Raw genomic sequence first — 15,117 nt, forward strand, 5'->3', positions numbered from 1 at the left:
CCGGGTCCGTGTATTGAGTACTGAGCAGGGTGGTTTCATTCTGCGGGTCGGCGTGATTTCAATAAAATAAAAAAAGCATAAAATTTTGACACTCTTTTTATGTGACCGTGCTGAGAGTTGTTCCGATAATTAGTGCATCGCACAGTTGAAGAGTTCTCAGTGGCCTCATGAATCCCACCATTATTGCCAATATACTCGGAATCTGGATGCTTCTGTTCAGCGGTAGTCTGCTTCCGCCGTCAATTATTTCGCTACTATATCACGACGGTGAGACACTGCATTTTTCGCTCCTGGTATTGTTCAGCCTGCTTACCGGATTGGGGATCTGGCTGCTGTCGACAAAACGCAAGATCCAGCTGCACACCCGCGATGGCTTCATTATTGTGGTGGTATTGTGGTTGGTGACCAGCCTGTTGGGTATGTTGCCTTTTATCTTTGGTCCCGGTTTGAGCATGGCAGATGCGCTGTTTGAATCAGTATCCGCCTTTACCACCACCGGCGCCACGGTGATGTCGGGGCTGGATGAACTGCCGCCATCCATACTCTTTTTCCGTCAGGAGATGCAGTGGCTTGGGGGTATTGGTGTGGTGGTCTCTGCTATTGCCCTGCTGCCCATGCTGGGTATCGGTGGTATGCAGATGTTCAAAGCCGAGACGCCGGGGCCGATGAAGGATGAGAAGCTGACCCCGCGAATTGCCCACACTGCCCAGGCACTATGGAAACTTTATCTGGTCATGACCGTGGCCTGCGCACTGCTCTACTGGATCGGCGGTATGAGTCCCTTCGATGCCGTAGCTCATAGCCTGTCCACCGTCTCTACAGGTGGATTCTCTACCCATGACGCCAGCCTGGGCTATTTTGACAGTCTGTTTATCGAGGTGGTTGCAACCCTGTTCATGCTGATCGGCGGGATCAGCTTTGGTGTGCACTTCCTGGTCTGGAAACGGCTGTCGATCCGGCCTTACTGGCAGAACGTGGAAGTGCGCGTGTTTCTGCTGTTTGTTCTGGCGGTGATTCTGGTGACCGGCACCGTGCTCGATCTCGAAGGGGGCAGGGACGGGATCCTGGAGTCCCTGCGCTATGCATCATTTACCGTGGTATCTGTGGTGACCAGTACCGGGTTCGGCATCGATGATTTTTCCGTCTGGCCCACCATGCTGCCGCTGTTGCTGATACTGATCAGCTTTGTTGGTGGCTGTGCCGGTTCCACCGCCGGTGGTATGAAGGTGATCCGGTTTGTCATCATGGGCAAGGGAGCCGGTTTGGAGATTCAGCGATTGATGCACCCGTCGATGATTAAACCATTGCAATTGCAGAACAAGGTGATCGATGTGCGGGTGGCCGATGCGGTGCGCAGTTTTTTCAGTGTCTACGTCGCCACCTTCGTACTGTTCATGCTGTTTCTCATGGAGCAGGGTCTGGATCAGGTGACTGCGTTCAGCGCGGTGGCGACCTGCATGAACAATCTGGGACCCGGATTGGGTGAAGTGGCAACCAGCTTTCAGTCGGTATCCGATTCGGCCAAGTGGATACTTTCCTTTGCCATGTTGCTGGGTCGCCTGGAGATTTTTACCCTGCTGGTGGTACTGAGCCCTTCTTTCTGGCGTCGATAACACATCCTAACCAGCCGGAGGCCGTCCCTATGATTCAACTGGATGAACAGGAGTTGCGCTGTCTGAAAGCTATTGCCAATGGTTCATCAATCATTGTTTTGCCTTGTAAAGCACCGGTGTTGGAGAAATTGATTGGCCTGGGGCTTGTTGAACAGACACCCGGCAGAAGGCTGCCAATGGAAATGGTGCGACTGGTCTATCGATTGACTGCCGCAGGTCAGTCGATGCTCAGCCTATAGCTTGAGATACCCGCATCATCGATGATCGCCAATCGTTCAGTCTGATAATTAAGAAGCCTCTGGTTAAGTCTGGACGAAGTAGATTGTGAGCCGGAATGATCAGATTCAAGGCGCAAATCGCACGTAATAGCCGGCTATTACGAAGATTTGCAACGCAGAAGCTGGACATTCCGGGCGCAAGATACAAGTTCACGACTTGATCAGAGGCTCCCTAACCTGCATATCTTGTCTGTCGTCGTGTCTATACAAATTGTCGACGGCCCGAGGCTATACTACCTTGCAGCAACGGGCTGTTGCTTAATGGCACAGAATAACAAACAGAAGAAGAGATTTATGAGCAGATTATTTGAACAGGGTGCACCTGATGAATTGGATGGCCTGACAGATGCGTGGTTGCTTACCGGGCGGGGTGGCGGGAATCGGTTAAACGAAAGGCAGGTTTCGGATTGTGAACTCATGGATGATCAGTGGCTCTGGTTGCACCTCGATTATTCCAAAGCTGCCGTTCAGGAGTGGATGTATCGATACAGCGGGCTCAATGAACTTACCGTGGAGGCATTGTTGCAGGTAGAGACACGCCCCCGTTGTGTTGCCACGGATAATGGATTATTGATTTTTCTGCGCGGAGTGAATCTGAATCCGGGAGCCGATCCGGAAGATATGGTCAGTCTGCGCATATGGATTGATAACCAGAAGATTTATACCTTGGGACTACGACGTCTGTTGTCACTGGATGATCTGCGTAGATTGATTGAGCATGGCAGTGGCCCGGAAGTACCAGGGGATTTTCTGGTTATGCTGGTGAACCTGCTACTGGACAGGGTCAATGTGGTAATCGATGACTTGTATGATCTGGTGGATCAACTGGAAGAGTCGGTATTAATCGCTTCAGGTCATCATTCACGTGAACAGCTGGCGGGTATTCGCCGGCAAGCGATAACCCTGCGTCGATTTCTGGCACCCCAACGTGAGGCGCTTAACCGGTTGTCGGCGGAACGTTCGGCAATATTATCCAACGAACATCATCTGTATCTACGCGAGTCATCTGACCGTCTGACACGTTTCGTGGAAGATCTGGATGCGGCGCGGGAACGCGCCGGCGTGGTGCATGAGTCACTGGTCAGCAGTCTGACCGAACAGACCAATAATCGCATGTACATTCTTTCCGTTATTGCCGCCATCTTCCTGCCACTCTCCTTTGTGACCGGTTTGCTGGGGATCAACGTGGGCGGTATTCCAGGCGCTGAAAGTCCCCTCGGCTTTCCGCTGGTGATGCTCGGAATGCTGCTGGTGGCGGCGGCCTTGTTGGCCTTCTTTCGCTGGCGACGCTGGTTTTGAGTTAGGCGTGCGCTATTACCGATTGTGCTGAAACACGGAACACCCTCCTGGTCAGGATGGCCAAGAGGGTTGTTGTGATTAGCGTCAGTTTTCCAAAAGCTTCCGGGCGGATTTGGCCAGTTCCGTTTTGTCGTTGATGGCGATGGCCCGTTTCAGGATTGTCTCGGCCTCAGTGCGGTTACCCTGTTTATGCTGAGCATAGCCCAGGTGATAGATGATCTCCTGGTTGTTGGGACTCAGTTCAGCCGCCTGCTTGAGAATTTCCGATCCCTTGCTGAGGTCGCCGGTCTGTACCAGGATCCAGCCGTAGGTATCGACAATCTCCGGCCTTGTTGAGGCCAACTCATAGGCGCGTTTGCCCAGTTCAACGGCCTTGTCGTTCCCGCGGCTTGAGTAGATCCAGGCGAGGTTGTTCAGGGCTATCAACTGGCTGTCGTCGGCCTGCAGGACCTTTTCATAAGTTTGGATCGCCTCATCATGCAACCCCTGTTCCAGTAGCGTGCCGGCGAGACTGATCTGAACTTGCAGATTGTCGGGCTGTTTTTCCGCCCATTCACGTAACAGATCCAAGCCACGCTGGGCATCGCCGGCGCGCGTATATTGCTGTCCCAGCATGATCCCCAGTCGCTCACCGGGTTGCATTTGATAGGCCTTCTCATACAGGGTGATGGATTTTGCTGTCTCTCCCTGAGCAGCGTAGACCGTACCTTCAAATTCATAACCTACCGGCTTGTCCGGCATGGCCTGTTGGATGGTCTTGGCATGGGACAGGGCGGCCTGATGGTTTCCAGCACCCAGTTCAAGGCTGTAAAGGCCCACCAGTACCGGGACGAATCCTGGATTCTCCTTCAGCGCCTGCTGATAGCTTTCGCGGGCATCATCTTGTTGCCCGGCCGCCTGTTGGGCGTTACCCAGCAGTTGCAGGGTTTCGGCACTCTTTTTCTGGTACGTGAGCTGCCTGAACGTGGTGACGGCGTTGATGGTGTCGCCCGCCGCAAGCTGGGCCCGGCCATGGATGGTCAGCACCGAAGGGTCACGCGGGAAGGCGGCGGAGAGCTGGCTGGTCATACGCAGAGCCTTGAGCGGTCGGTTTTCCGCCAGATAGGCCATGGCCGATATCAGGCCGGCGCGGGAGGTTTTCGGTTCGCCATTATGAGCCTGCTCCAGTAGCTTGTGCATCCTGTCGCGGTCTCCCTGTCGTCTGGCCAGATCCGCCAGTCCCATCAGTACCGTGGCGCTGTTGGGTATCTTTTTCAGTGCGCTCTGGAAATGTGATTCAGCCAATGCCAGATCGCCCTTCTGTATCGCCAGGCGGGCCAGATTGGCCTCGGCGGTGATGAAGCTCGGATCAATCTCAAGGCTCTTTTTAAAGCGCTGTTCCGCCTGCTCCTGATTGCCCGACATCAGATAGGCCAGGCCGGTCAGGTTGTAGCCGACGGGATTTTTCGGCGACCTTTTCTCCAGTGCCTGACTCGCCTCCAGTGCCTTGGTGAACTCCTGTTTATTCAGATAGGAGAGGACCAGCAGGACATCTGCCTGGACAAACTCCTGCTCCATACCAATGGTGTTCTCCAGTTCTGCGATGGCCTCGCTGCTCTTGCCCTGGGCCATCAGTCCGAGCGCCAGCTGGGTCCGATAGGCGGCCAGATCCGGGGCGATTTCAATCGCCCTGCTCATCAGTTCCGATCCCTCCTCAAACCGCTTTACCTGCATGTAGGCAGCGCCGAGCATGGCCATCAACTGCGGGTCTTCGGGGTAGAGCCCGAGAGCGGGCTCCAGCAGCTTCACCACCGCATCCGACTGTTTCAGCTGATGTTGGACCGATGCCAGTAGTTTGATGGCTGGCAGCAGAGTCGGCTGGGCCTTGAGCACCTGGGTGAGATAACCATGGGCCGCCTCATAGTTGCCACGGTAGAAGTTTGCCGCTCCCAGCAGTGTTCGAGTCTGCAGGTCATCCGGATTGGCATTGAGGGCCTTTTGCAGCAGGATGTCCGCCTCGTCCAGGTTTCGCTCCAGCAGGGCGATAGCCCCACTGAGATGGAGCAGCTTGGGGTGGCCCGGCACCAGCGTTTCCAGTGTGGCCAGATCGGCCTTGGACTGATCTATCTGGCCGCCGGCCAGATAGATCTGTGCCCGACCCAGCAGGGCACGGACATTTTTCGGTTGCAGGGTGAGTGCTTTGTCGAAATCGGCGCGGGCCAACTCCGCTTTCCCGCTCTGTAGATTCAGTTCACCCCGCATCACCAGGGCAGCGGTGTTGTCCGGGTGGTCAGCGAGCAGCCCGTCCAGGCTGTTAAGCGCTTCTGCGCGGTGGTTTTCCGCGATATCGGTTATGATTAACCCAAGCACCGCTTCCTGAGACTGGGGGTTGAGTTGTTTTACCTTGCTGTAGGTGTCGCGTGCTTCCTTGTACTGGCGCAGGCCAAGATGGGCATCACCCCGAATCAGCAAGATGGAGATCCGGTCATCGATCGAGCTCCCTTCCTCTTCGCTGATAGAGTCAAGTATCTCCTGATACTTCTGCTGCATCAGGTAGGCCTTGGCCAGGTTCAGTTCCCAGTAGCTCTTCGCGGCGTTCAGCTTTTTTGCCCGCTCAAACTCTTTTTCGGCCGAGGCGCCATCACCGGCCTGGAGATAGATTCTGCCCAGCATCAGTCGGGCTTCGATGTTGGCGGGATTCTCTTGCAGGGCATTCTTCAGCTGGATCACAGCCGCTTTCGCCTCGCCCTTCTCCAGGTAGGCTTCGGCCTCCCGGACATAGTCATCGGCGTGCGCCGGGTTGAGCAGGGACGCGGTGAGCAGCAGCGTGCAGGCAGTGAGGTTACGCAGTGGTTTCATGGGTCGACATTCCTTTTTTGTCCGCGCCGGTCATTTTTTATTGACGGATCTGGCGATCCGCACGTTGTCTGAATCCTGCCCTGTCACCGGGTTGCATGTGCAGGGCGAGGGCGTTGATTGAAATTATTATACCCCAATGAGGGGGCAACATCCCGGTCTCCCCTGGTGTTCAGTGATGTCTGGCCTGGCGGGCTGCATGCCGGTTGGTTGTCAGATTCGCGCCATCGTCCGGGTCGATGATGTTGCGCAGGAACTGGGGACGCCCCTTGATACCGGATCGATTGAAGTCGGCTTCGAGTGTCCGGGCGGCGGTTGCCGGTGGCACCGACAGTGGCCCGGTGAGGCCGTCATGCAGCAGCTCGAACAGCCGCTTGAGCGCGATACGGTGCACCTGTCCGGTGGTGCTGAACAGCCAGTCGCTGAATTGCATGAAGCGGTCGAACGGCTGATTGTCCAGCAGCAGAGGGAGGCTGCGCTGAAAACGTCCCGAGTTGGCGACCATCTCCCAATAGCGGGCGAAGCGGTTGAGCCGCTGCATGGTCGGAAAATCGATCCGGTCGGTACTCAGCACATTGTACGGCGCGGCCGGATTGTAGCGCATCTGGAACGGCTCGCTATGGCGGATGATCGGGGAGCCCTTGAGCCGTTTCAGAACGCCGACCTGGATTTCATGGGGGGCGAGGGCGGCGAGCTGGTCAAAACTGTCGGCAAAGCTCTGCATGTCTTCGCCGGGGAGTCCGATAATCAGATCGGCATGCAGATGGGCCTGGGTCTCGGTGCGCAGCCAGTGCAGATTGGCCTGGCTCTTGGCGTTATCCTGTTTTCGGTTGATGAGCCGCTGTACCTGCGGATTGAAAGTCTGGATTCCGATCTCCAGTTGCAGCGACCCGGCCGGAAAACGCTGCAGGGTACAGCGCAGCCGCTCCGGCAGATGGTCCGGTATCACTTCGAAATGGAGGAACAGCTGTTCGTCCATGCGGGCCAGAAAAAACTCCAGCAGGGCGACACTCTGCTCCGGGTTGAGGTTGAACGTGCGATCAACGAATTTGAAGTGCCTCACGCCGCGCTGGTAAAGCTGTTCCAGTGCCTGTATGAATGCGCCCCGCTCGAACGGGACCGCGCTTCGGTCCAGTGCCGAGAGACAAAACTCGCATTTGAACGGACAACCGCGTGATGCTTCGACATAGATCAGCCGGTGAGCGATATCCTGATCGGTATAGTAGGCATAGGGTAGCTGCAGTGTCTCCAGCGGGGGCGGCGATGCCTCGATCACTTTTCCCGGCGGTTGCTCGCCCCGCAGCAGCTGGTCGCAGAGCGCGGCGAAGGCGAGGTCAGCCTGCCCGGTAATCAGGTAATCGGCTTGCTCTACGATGGCCTGATTCTGCCACTCATGACTCACTTCCGGCCCGCCCAGCACGATAATCGTTTCCGGACTCACCTGCTTGAGCAGAGATACCAGTTGCTGACTCCTTTCGGCATTCCAGATGTAAACCCCGAGACCGATGATGCGCGGCTGCTCCACCAGCAGTTGTTCGGCGATATCGATCGGCCAGGGGTCGATGGTGAACTCGCGGATGGCCGCCCGGGGCTGCAGTTCACCCAGGTTGGCATACAGATAACGCAGTCCCAGCGAGGCGTGAATATGCTTTGCGTTCAGGGTGGCGAGGATGATCTCCGGCATCGACCGATCAGTTCTGTCCGAGTGTGCGGATGTCGGCAAAACTGCCGCTGGGGAGTTGCTTCAATCCCGGGATGGCGTCGGCGATCAGTTGTCCGGCATCGCGCGGTTTGGGCATCGCCGGGGTCTCCCGTGCAGCGCGCAGTTTGGCCACCGAGGGGAATTGGTGCTCATCCACCTGAGCCGGATCACACAGCACATCCTGCATGGCGGTATCCACCAGTCCCGGCGCCAGCGCCGCCAGGTGGGTGTGGGGAAACTCGTGGGCATAGAGCTGGGTGAGCATGTTCAGCGTTGCCTTGGAGAGGGCGTAGGCGCCCCAGCCACGATTGCCGTTGATGGCGGCGCCCGAGGAGATCAGCACGATCTGGTCGATGCGGATGCCCGATTTCAACAGCCAGTCCAGCAGTACCTTATTGGACCAGACATTGGCATCCATCACCTGCTGAATATCCGCCAGGCTGCTGTCTGCCATATCCTGCATCTTGCCGAGGATGCCGGCGTTGAGAATCACCACGTCCAGATGGCCGATGCCCATCAACAGGGTCTCCAGGGCCAGCGGTACCGCCTCGTAATCGGTCAGGTCGCAGCGGATATCCTTCAGCTTGCCGGGCAGATCCGTGCAACCGCGCCGGCTGACGCCGTACACCTCCCAGCCTTTGTCCAGATAGACCTCGGTTAGGCCGTGTCCCAATCCGCTGCTGTTGCCAGTGATCAATACTGTTCTGCTCATGCTGCTTAATCCATGTCAATTACTGTGTTATTTATGGCTGCTATGCTGCGCAACGTCGTCAGCGTCCACTCCGTCGATCATTCCGGCAGTTAAGATACCACGGGGAGAATGACACCAATCACTTCAACCTGTGAGGTTACCTTTGCCACGTCGCTTTGCCCAGTGCCTGTTGCTTTACTGCATCCTGATTCCGCTCTCCCTGGCGGTGGGCACGCCGCTGCAGCCGTTGATTGATGCTGCCCTTCCCGGCGCTACCCTGCAACTGCCGGCGGGACACTACAGCGGTCCGGTGGTGATCGACAAACCGTTGACCATTGACGGGGGCGGCCAGGCGATTATAGACGGCGGCGGGCAGGGCACGGTGGTTACCATCGAAACGGATGGGGCCCGACTGAGCAATCTGCGCATCACCGGGTCGGGTGACCGGCACAACGAGCTGGACGCCGGTATCCGGGTGACGGGCAAATTCAATGTGGTTAAGGATAACATGCTGGATGACGTGCTGTTCGGTATCGCCCTGCACCAGTCCGAGCACGGCATCATCCGGCGCAACCATATCCGCTCCAAGCGGCGGGAAGTGGCGCAGCGCGGTGATGGCATCCGCATCTGGTACAGCAGCGGCAACAAGGTGATGCAGAACCTGGTCACGGATGCCCGCGACCTGATCGTGCTGGATTCCCATGACAACAGCCTGACCGGTAACCGGGTGGAGGGCGGCCGCTACTCCCTGCATGTGGTCAACTCGCAAGGCACCCGCATCCAGGGCAACCGTTTTGTTGGTAACGAGGCGGGAATTTTCACCCTGAAAACCAACGGGCTGGTGATCAGGGATAACCTGGTGGCCGAGATCAAGGATGTGACCGGTGTTGGAATCGGGCTAAAGGAGAGCTCCAGTGCTGTGATCGAGGGCAATCGGATACTCAATGTCACTATCGGCATTGCCCTGGATCTCTCTCCGGAAGATGAGACCCTGCCCAATCAGGTGCGGGATAATCTGATCGCCTATAGCACAGTGGGAATCCAGTTTCTGAGTGACCGGGGCGGCAATCAGCTCTCCTCCAACCGTTTTCAGAACAACTTTATCCAGGTGGCCGTGCGCAACGGTGGCGGAGCGATGAAGAATCAGTGGCGGGGGAATTTCTGGAGCGACTATGCCGGTTTCGATCGCGACGGGGACGGGACCGGCGATACTCCCTACGAACTGCATGCTTATGCCGATCAGCTCTGGCTGGATTATCCCAGCACCCAGTTCTTTATCGCCAGTCCCACATTCAGTCTGCTGGATTTTCTCGAGCGGCTGGCGCCCTTTACCGAGCCCAGATTGATGGTGCGTGACAGTGATCCCGTCTATACAACGCAGGAAGGAACGGTTGCTGCCAGCCAGGAGGCGGAGCCTGCTACCTGCTCGCTTTGCTGAGTGGTAGGTTGGATTAGCCCGCAGGGCGTAATCCAACACGCCATGTCACGGCAATCGGCAGGCATCCAACGACGCCCCAGTCGAGTTGTCGGCTTACGCTGCGCTAAGCCGACCTACCGCTCCTCGTTCCCACGCTCCACGTGGGAACGCATACCGTTCGGCCTAGAGCGCCGAGGCCATCATGGAGGTCTTCTCCAGTCGGTCTGCGAGGGTGCGCATCAATACCCTGTTAAACTTCGTCTGTAGCTGAATCGAGGCCTGTTGCAAGGCCTCGGTGCGGATCTTGATCACGGTCACTGGTGAATTACTCACCACGCTGGCGCTACGCGGCTTTTTCATGCCATGGATATAGGCCATCTCACCAAAGCACTGACCAGTCTCGATCAGGCCGAGGAAGGCATCGTTCTTCATGATCCGGGCATCTCCGGCGGCGAGAATAAAGATGGATCCGCCGATCTTGCCTTCGTCAATCAGGGTCTTGGCACCACGGAAGCGGCGCCACTTGCTGATCCGCAGCACCTCCCACAGCTCCACGTCGGTAAAGTCGTGAAAAAAGGCCAGGGTCTTCAGGATATTGAATTTGCGAGTATCCGATACATCAATGCTGGTTGTGAGTTCCAGCTGTTCATGCACGGTCGCCAGATCGCACGCCAGGTCGGCCCAGCTATCATAGCGGTCGGCCGCCTTTTTGCGGATGCAGCGGTCAACAATCCGAACGATCTCCCCGGGAATGTCACGCCGCACATCCTTCAACGGGGTCGGCGGGCGGTTGGATATTTTCTGTATCAGGTCATACTGGTTTTCCGCCGTGAACGGCAGCTTGCCACTCAACAGCTGATACATCACCACACCCAGGGAGTAGATATCAGCCTGCTGACTCAATTCCCGGCCCATGATCTGCTCGGGTGACATGTAGCTGGGAGTGCCGACCGCATCCACCACCTGGGTCAGATCGGAATCGGCCAGCAGGGCGGTGCCGAAGTCGGTCACCTTGATATCTGTGCCGCCGGTGGTCAGCAGGTTGGCTGGTTTGATATCACGGTGAATCAGGCCATTGACGAAGGCGTACTCAAGGGCATTACAGCACTTGAATATGATCTCTACCACATCGTCGATCGGTAACAGGTTCTCCAGCTGGGTATGGCGTTTGAGGGTATGGCCATCGACATATTCCATGACGATGTAGTGCATGTCCCTCTCGGTGCCGGCATCGAACACCTTTACAATATAGGGATGGCGCAGTTTGCCTGCCAGGCTCGCTTCGTTAATGAACATCTTCTTGAAGCGGGCGCCGTTGACCGGCTCGCTGAAGATGTTCTGGTGGGCGATCTTGATCGCCACTTCATTGTTGGAGAAGGGATCCTGCGCCAGATAGACCGAGGCGGTCGCCCCCCTTCCAAGCAGTTTGCGGATCTGGAATTTGCCTATCGTTGTGCGTGTCAAATCGTCTATGGCCGGGTTCTCCGGTGGGTTTGTCACGAGATTCATAGCCTGCCGCGGATTGGCGTTACTCTTTTGCCGACCAGTTCATATCATAAAACTGGCACTGCTCCAGAAACTCACTGGTGCTCTTGGGCATGGGGACCCTGGCCCCTGAAAGATAGGTGATAAGCTGGGTTCCTGCGGTGATCAGCTTCACGCCTTGATCAATATGTTGCTTCTGTTCCGTGCTGGTGGGTACGGGCAGGTGGATAAAGAATTGCTCCACCATCTCCCGGGATGCGACAAATTCCGGCCAGACGGTGAACAGGGCCCTGTCCTGTTTGATCAGCTCGATCTGCTGTTTGGCGGCACGGCAGTAATTGCGGATGTAAGGGACGGCCGCGCCGAAAATCTCGTCATCGGTAAAACTCTTTACCATGTGGGTTGAGATGCGGTCGATATCCTTCATGGATTGGGCGATCTTGCGATAGCGTGACTCGAACAGCTGGTCAAGGGGATGGGAGAAGGCCTTGAACGGCTCGCCCCAGAGTTCATCAATGCCTTCATGGCCGCTGTAGTGTTTGACCAGCTTGCCAAGTTCCAGCGCCTCCTTGAAGTAGTCACCGCAGCGCACCATCAGTTCGTTGTCGGGATTGACCTTGACCCCCTTGGCCTCCAGATCGACGATGGCGTTGAAGATATCCGAGGCGCGATTGAACAGGGCGCCTGCCAGCATGGCGCCATTGACCCGTTTGCGTGCCGGATCGTGCTCCTGGGCATAGGCCTCGCGCGCCTCTTCCAGGCGTTCTCCCGGGGTGTTGATGCCGCTTTCGGTATGGTGGAAGGCGCGCCTGGTCAGGTCGTCAATAAGCTTTTTACGATTGGCCAGGGTGTTTTCCGGGGTGGGGTAGTAGCGGATCCAGTAGCCGTCATAGAAGACACACTCTTTGTCCGCAATGATCCGGCGTGTACCGTTCTCAGGATTGTTGCTCATTTTTCACTTCTGACATAGCTCAATCTAACAGGCCGCCAATCTGAAGTAGAATGCATTACTCCACAGGCTGTGTGGCCAAATTTTACGCCTAAAATCCGGTACAGGGAATCAGGGAATCAATATGAAACAGCATAAAGATGCGCACGAGGCGCTGTCCGTCGTGTTGTCTGGTCAGCGGATATTCGTGCATGGAGCCGCTTCGACACCGCTGCGTCTGATCGATGGATTGGTCTCCCATGCCGGGCGGCTCCGGGATGTAGAGGTAATGCATCTGCACACTTTCGGTGATGCCGCCTATGCCGATCCCGCCTGTGCGGAGAGTTTCCGGGTGGCCAACCTGTTCGTCGGTGGCAATATGCGCCGCTACTATGACGGTGGCCGGGTAGACTATCTGCCCTGCTTTTTGTCTGAAATACCGGCGCTGTTCCGCTCCGGTGAACGGCCCATCGATGTGGCACTGATACATCTCTCACCACCGGATGACCACGGTTTCTGTACCCTGGGTTGCAGCGTGGATGTGGCACTGGAGGCGATACGCACGGCGCGTACCGTGATTGCCCAGATCAATCCACGCATGCCACGGGTACATGGGGACGGCTTTGTGCATATCTCCCGGATAGACCACTATATCGAAGTGGACGACCCAATACCGGAGGTGCCGCGCCCGGTTCTGGGGGAAGTGGAGCGGGCGATTGGTAGACATGCAGCGGCATTGATCGAGGACGGTGCGACCCTGCAGATGGGCATCGGCGCCATACCGGATGCGGTGCTGGGAGCCTTGCACGGCCATCGTCATCTTGGGGTGCATACCGAGATGTGGTCGGATGGTCTGCTGGACCTGATTGAGATCGGCGCGGTGGATAACTCACGCAAGAAGAGTCACCGGGGCAAAAGCGTCTCCGGCTTTATCATGGGTTCGAACCGGGTCTATGAGTATATCGATGATAATCCCTCGGTGATCCAGGCGCGCATCGACTGGGTGAATTCGCCCCATGAAATTGCCAAGAACCCGCGGGTCACCGCGATCAATTCGGCTGTCGAGGTGGACCTGACCGGCCAGGTGTGCGCCGATTCCATCGGCCACCGGATCATTTCCGGGGTGGGCGGGCAGATGGACTTCATTCGCGGCGCCTCGCTCTCGGAAGGCGGCAAGCCGATCATTGCCCTGCCAAGCCGTGCGCGAAACGGTGCCTCGCGCATTGTACCAGCCCTGAGGTCTGGTGGTGGGGTGGTGACCACCCGTTCACACGTTCACTACATCATTACCGAATACGGGGTGGCCAATCTCTATGGTCGCACCCTCAATGAACGGGCAGAGGCGCTGATAGCCATCGCCCATCCCGATGACCGTGAAATGCTGGCGCGCGAGTGGCGCGCCATTCGCGCAGTGAGTGGTTGAGATCAGCATGGTATCTCCGTTTCCAGGGCCAAGTGTCGGCAAACGGAATGCCCATTTGGTTTCTTCTGGCATGAAAAGATACTTGTCGTTTGCGTAGCGATTGTGAAATAAAACCTTCCAATATGCCTTTCTGACATATATCAAATTCCCCGCTAAGCACATGAGTCGCTGATTAAAATTCCCCATACCTTTTTCCTGGCATGGAAATTGTACTTAGGCCTGGAATGACAGATCTGAAGCTGTCAGGTGAACAGACTTACAGAATAACTCACCTTCCAGGACCGACAATTGAGGTAGGGGTTAATGAACGACGAGCGCAATTTCGAGCAACTCGAGAAGAGACTGGGCGTATCGCGGCGGGACTTTATGAAGTTCTGTACCGGCGTGGCTGCGACCATGGGACTGACCACCAGCGATGCGATGGCCATGGCCAGTGCGGTTGCCAGTCCGAAGGCGAGGCCACCGGTAATCTGGCTTCATGGTCAGGAGTGCACGGGCTGTACCGAATCCCTGTTGCGTTCCGAGCACCCCACCATTGAGACCCTGATCCTGGATCTGATCTCACTGGACTACCATGAGACCCTGGCGGCCGCCGCCGGTCATCAGGTGGAGGCGGCCAAGCAGGCCTCCATGAAGGCCAACAAGGGCAAGTACCTGCTGGTGATCGAGGGGGCCACGCCGGTCAAGGATGGCGGCATCTACTGCAAGATCGGCGGCAAGACCATGCTGGAGCATGTGAAAGAGGCGGCCGAGGGCGCGGCGGCTATTGTTGCCATCGGCTCCTGCGCCTCCTGGGGTGGCATTCCCTCCAGCGGCATCAATCCGACCGAGGCCAAGGGTGCCCCGGATATCCTGACCGACAAGACCGTGGTCACCATCCCCGGATGCCCGCCCAATCCCTATAACTTCCTCTCCACCGTGCTGCACTTTGTCACCTTCGGCAAACTGCCGGCACTGGATCACCTGAACCGACCCAAGTTTGCCTACGGCCGACTGATTCATGAGAACTGTGAGCGTCGTCCGCACTTCGATGCCGGCCGTTTCGCCCTGGAGTTTGGTGATGAGGGTCATCAGAAGGGCTACTGCCTGTACAAACTCGGCTGCAAGGGGCCCGAGACCTATGCCAACTGTCCCGCTGTTGAGTTCGGTGACGTGGGGGGCGGTGCCTGGCCGGTCGGTGTGGGACATCCCTGTTTCGGCTGCACCGAGCAAGGTGTTGGCTTCACCAAGGCGATTCATCAACTGGCGGATGTGAAGACCCATGCGCCACCCAACGCCTTCCCCTATGTCAACGACCGTCCGGGTACCAACAGCGCCACGCCGGGTGCCGCGGCACTGGTGGGCGGCGTGATTGGCGCCGCAGTGGGCGCCACTGCCATGGCGGCCAGGAAGCTCGGCAAGAGCGAGCAGTCGGGTGACGGCGACAAGCAGGCATAAGGGGGCGTT

Annotated in this window: 11 protein-coding genes; 6 read left to right on the forward strand and 5 right to left on the reverse strand. The window is 57.1% G+C overall.

Annotated elements, in window-relative coordinates:
- Positions 1-167 precede the first annotated feature (167 nt).
- The 3 genes from ACHZBF_RS02940 (at position 168) to ACHZBF_RS02950 (ending at position 3,190) form a co-directional block, all read left to right on the forward strand.
- On the forward strand, positions 168-1,613 hold the full coding sequence (locus ACHZBF_RS02940; protein WP_273440709.1) for a TrkH family potassium uptake protein: 1,446 nt from the start codon (positions 168-170) through the stop codon (positions 1,611-1,613).
- A gap of 29 nt (positions 1,614-1,642) precedes the next feature.
- Positions 1,643-1,852, forward strand: coding sequence for a hypothetical protein (locus tag ACHZBF_RS02945; protein WP_273440710.1), 210 nt, complete (start codon positions 1,643-1,645; stop codon positions 1,850-1,852).
- Positions 1,853-2,185: 333 nt separating this feature from the next.
- Positions 2,186-3,190: a zinc transporter ZntB gene (locus ACHZBF_RS02950; protein WP_321527628.1), complete on the forward strand. Its 1,005-nt coding sequence runs from the start codon at positions 2,186-2,188 to the stop codon at positions 3,188-3,190.
- An 84-nt stretch (positions 3,191-3,274) separates the two neighbouring features.
- Here ACHZBF_RS02950 and prsT read toward each other — a convergent pair whose 3' ends face one another.
- The 3 genes from prsT to ACHZBF_RS02965 form a co-directional block, all read right to left on the reverse strand.
- On the reverse strand, positions 3,275-6,028 hold the full coding sequence (prsT, locus tag ACHZBF_RS02955; protein WP_321527629.1) for an XrtA/PEP-CTERM system TPR-repeat protein PrsT: 2,754 nt from the start codon (positions 6,026-6,028) through the stop codon (positions 3,275-3,277).
- Between the two features lie 169 nt (positions 6,029-6,197).
- The gene (locus ACHZBF_RS02960; protein ID WP_321527630.1) at positions 6,198-7,709 is read right to left on the reverse strand and encodes a B12-binding domain-containing radical SAM protein; all 1,512 of its coding nucleotides are present in this window, start codon (positions 7,707-7,709) and stop codon (positions 6,198-6,200) included.
- Positions 7,710-7,716: 7 nt separating this feature from the next.
- The gene (locus ACHZBF_RS02965) at positions 7,717-8,439 is read right to left on the reverse strand and encodes an SDR family NAD(P)-dependent oxidoreductase (protein WP_321527631.1); all 723 of its coding nucleotides are present in this window, start codon (positions 8,437-8,439) and stop codon (positions 7,717-7,719) included.
- A 142-nt stretch (positions 8,440-8,581) separates the two neighbouring features.
- On the opposite strand from ACHZBF_RS02965, the gene nosD reads away from it, so the two are divergent.
- Positions 8,582-9,856, forward strand: coding sequence for a nitrous oxide reductase family maturation protein NosD (nosD, locus tag ACHZBF_RS02970; RefSeq protein WP_321527632.1), 1,275 nt, complete (start codon positions 8,582-8,584; stop codon positions 9,854-9,856).
- A gap of 162 nt (positions 9,857-10,018) precedes the next feature.
- On the opposite strand, the gene ACHZBF_RS02975 is transcribed toward nosD, so the two are convergent.
- On the reverse strand, positions 10,019-11,344 hold the full coding sequence (locus ACHZBF_RS02975) for a serine/threonine-protein kinase (RefSeq protein WP_321527633.1): 1,326 nt from the start codon (positions 11,342-11,344) through the stop codon (positions 10,019-10,021).
- 19 nt (positions 11,345-11,363) lie between these two features.
- Positions 11,364-12,272 (reverse strand): hypothetical protein, encoded by a 909-nt coding sequence (locus ACHZBF_RS02980; RefSeq protein ID WP_321527634.1) that lies wholly within the window; start codon positions 12,270-12,272, stop codon positions 11,364-11,366.
- A gap of 121 nt (positions 12,273-12,393) precedes the next feature.
- Between ACHZBF_RS02980 and ACHZBF_RS02985 the strand changes: the two genes are divergently transcribed.
- Positions 12,394-13,671 carry an acetyl-CoA hydrolase/transferase family protein gene (locus tag ACHZBF_RS02985; RefSeq protein ID WP_029132838.1) on the forward strand — a complete coding sequence of 426 codons (1,278 nt, stop codon included), beginning with the start codon at positions 12,394-12,396 and terminating at the stop codon, positions 13,669-13,671.
- Between the two features lie 303 nt (positions 13,672-13,974).
- On the forward strand, positions 13,975-15,108 hold the full coding sequence (locus ACHZBF_RS02990; protein ID WP_321527635.1) for a hydrogenase small subunit: 1,134 nt from the start codon (positions 13,975-13,977) through the stop codon (positions 15,106-15,108).
- Positions 15,109-15,117: the final 9 nt, after the last annotated feature.

It is taken from the genome of Sedimenticola selenatireducens (assembly GCF_963675335.2).
Lineage (GTDB): Bacteria > Pseudomonadota > Gammaproteobacteria > Chromatiales > Chromatiaceae > Sedimenticola > Sedimenticola selenatireducens.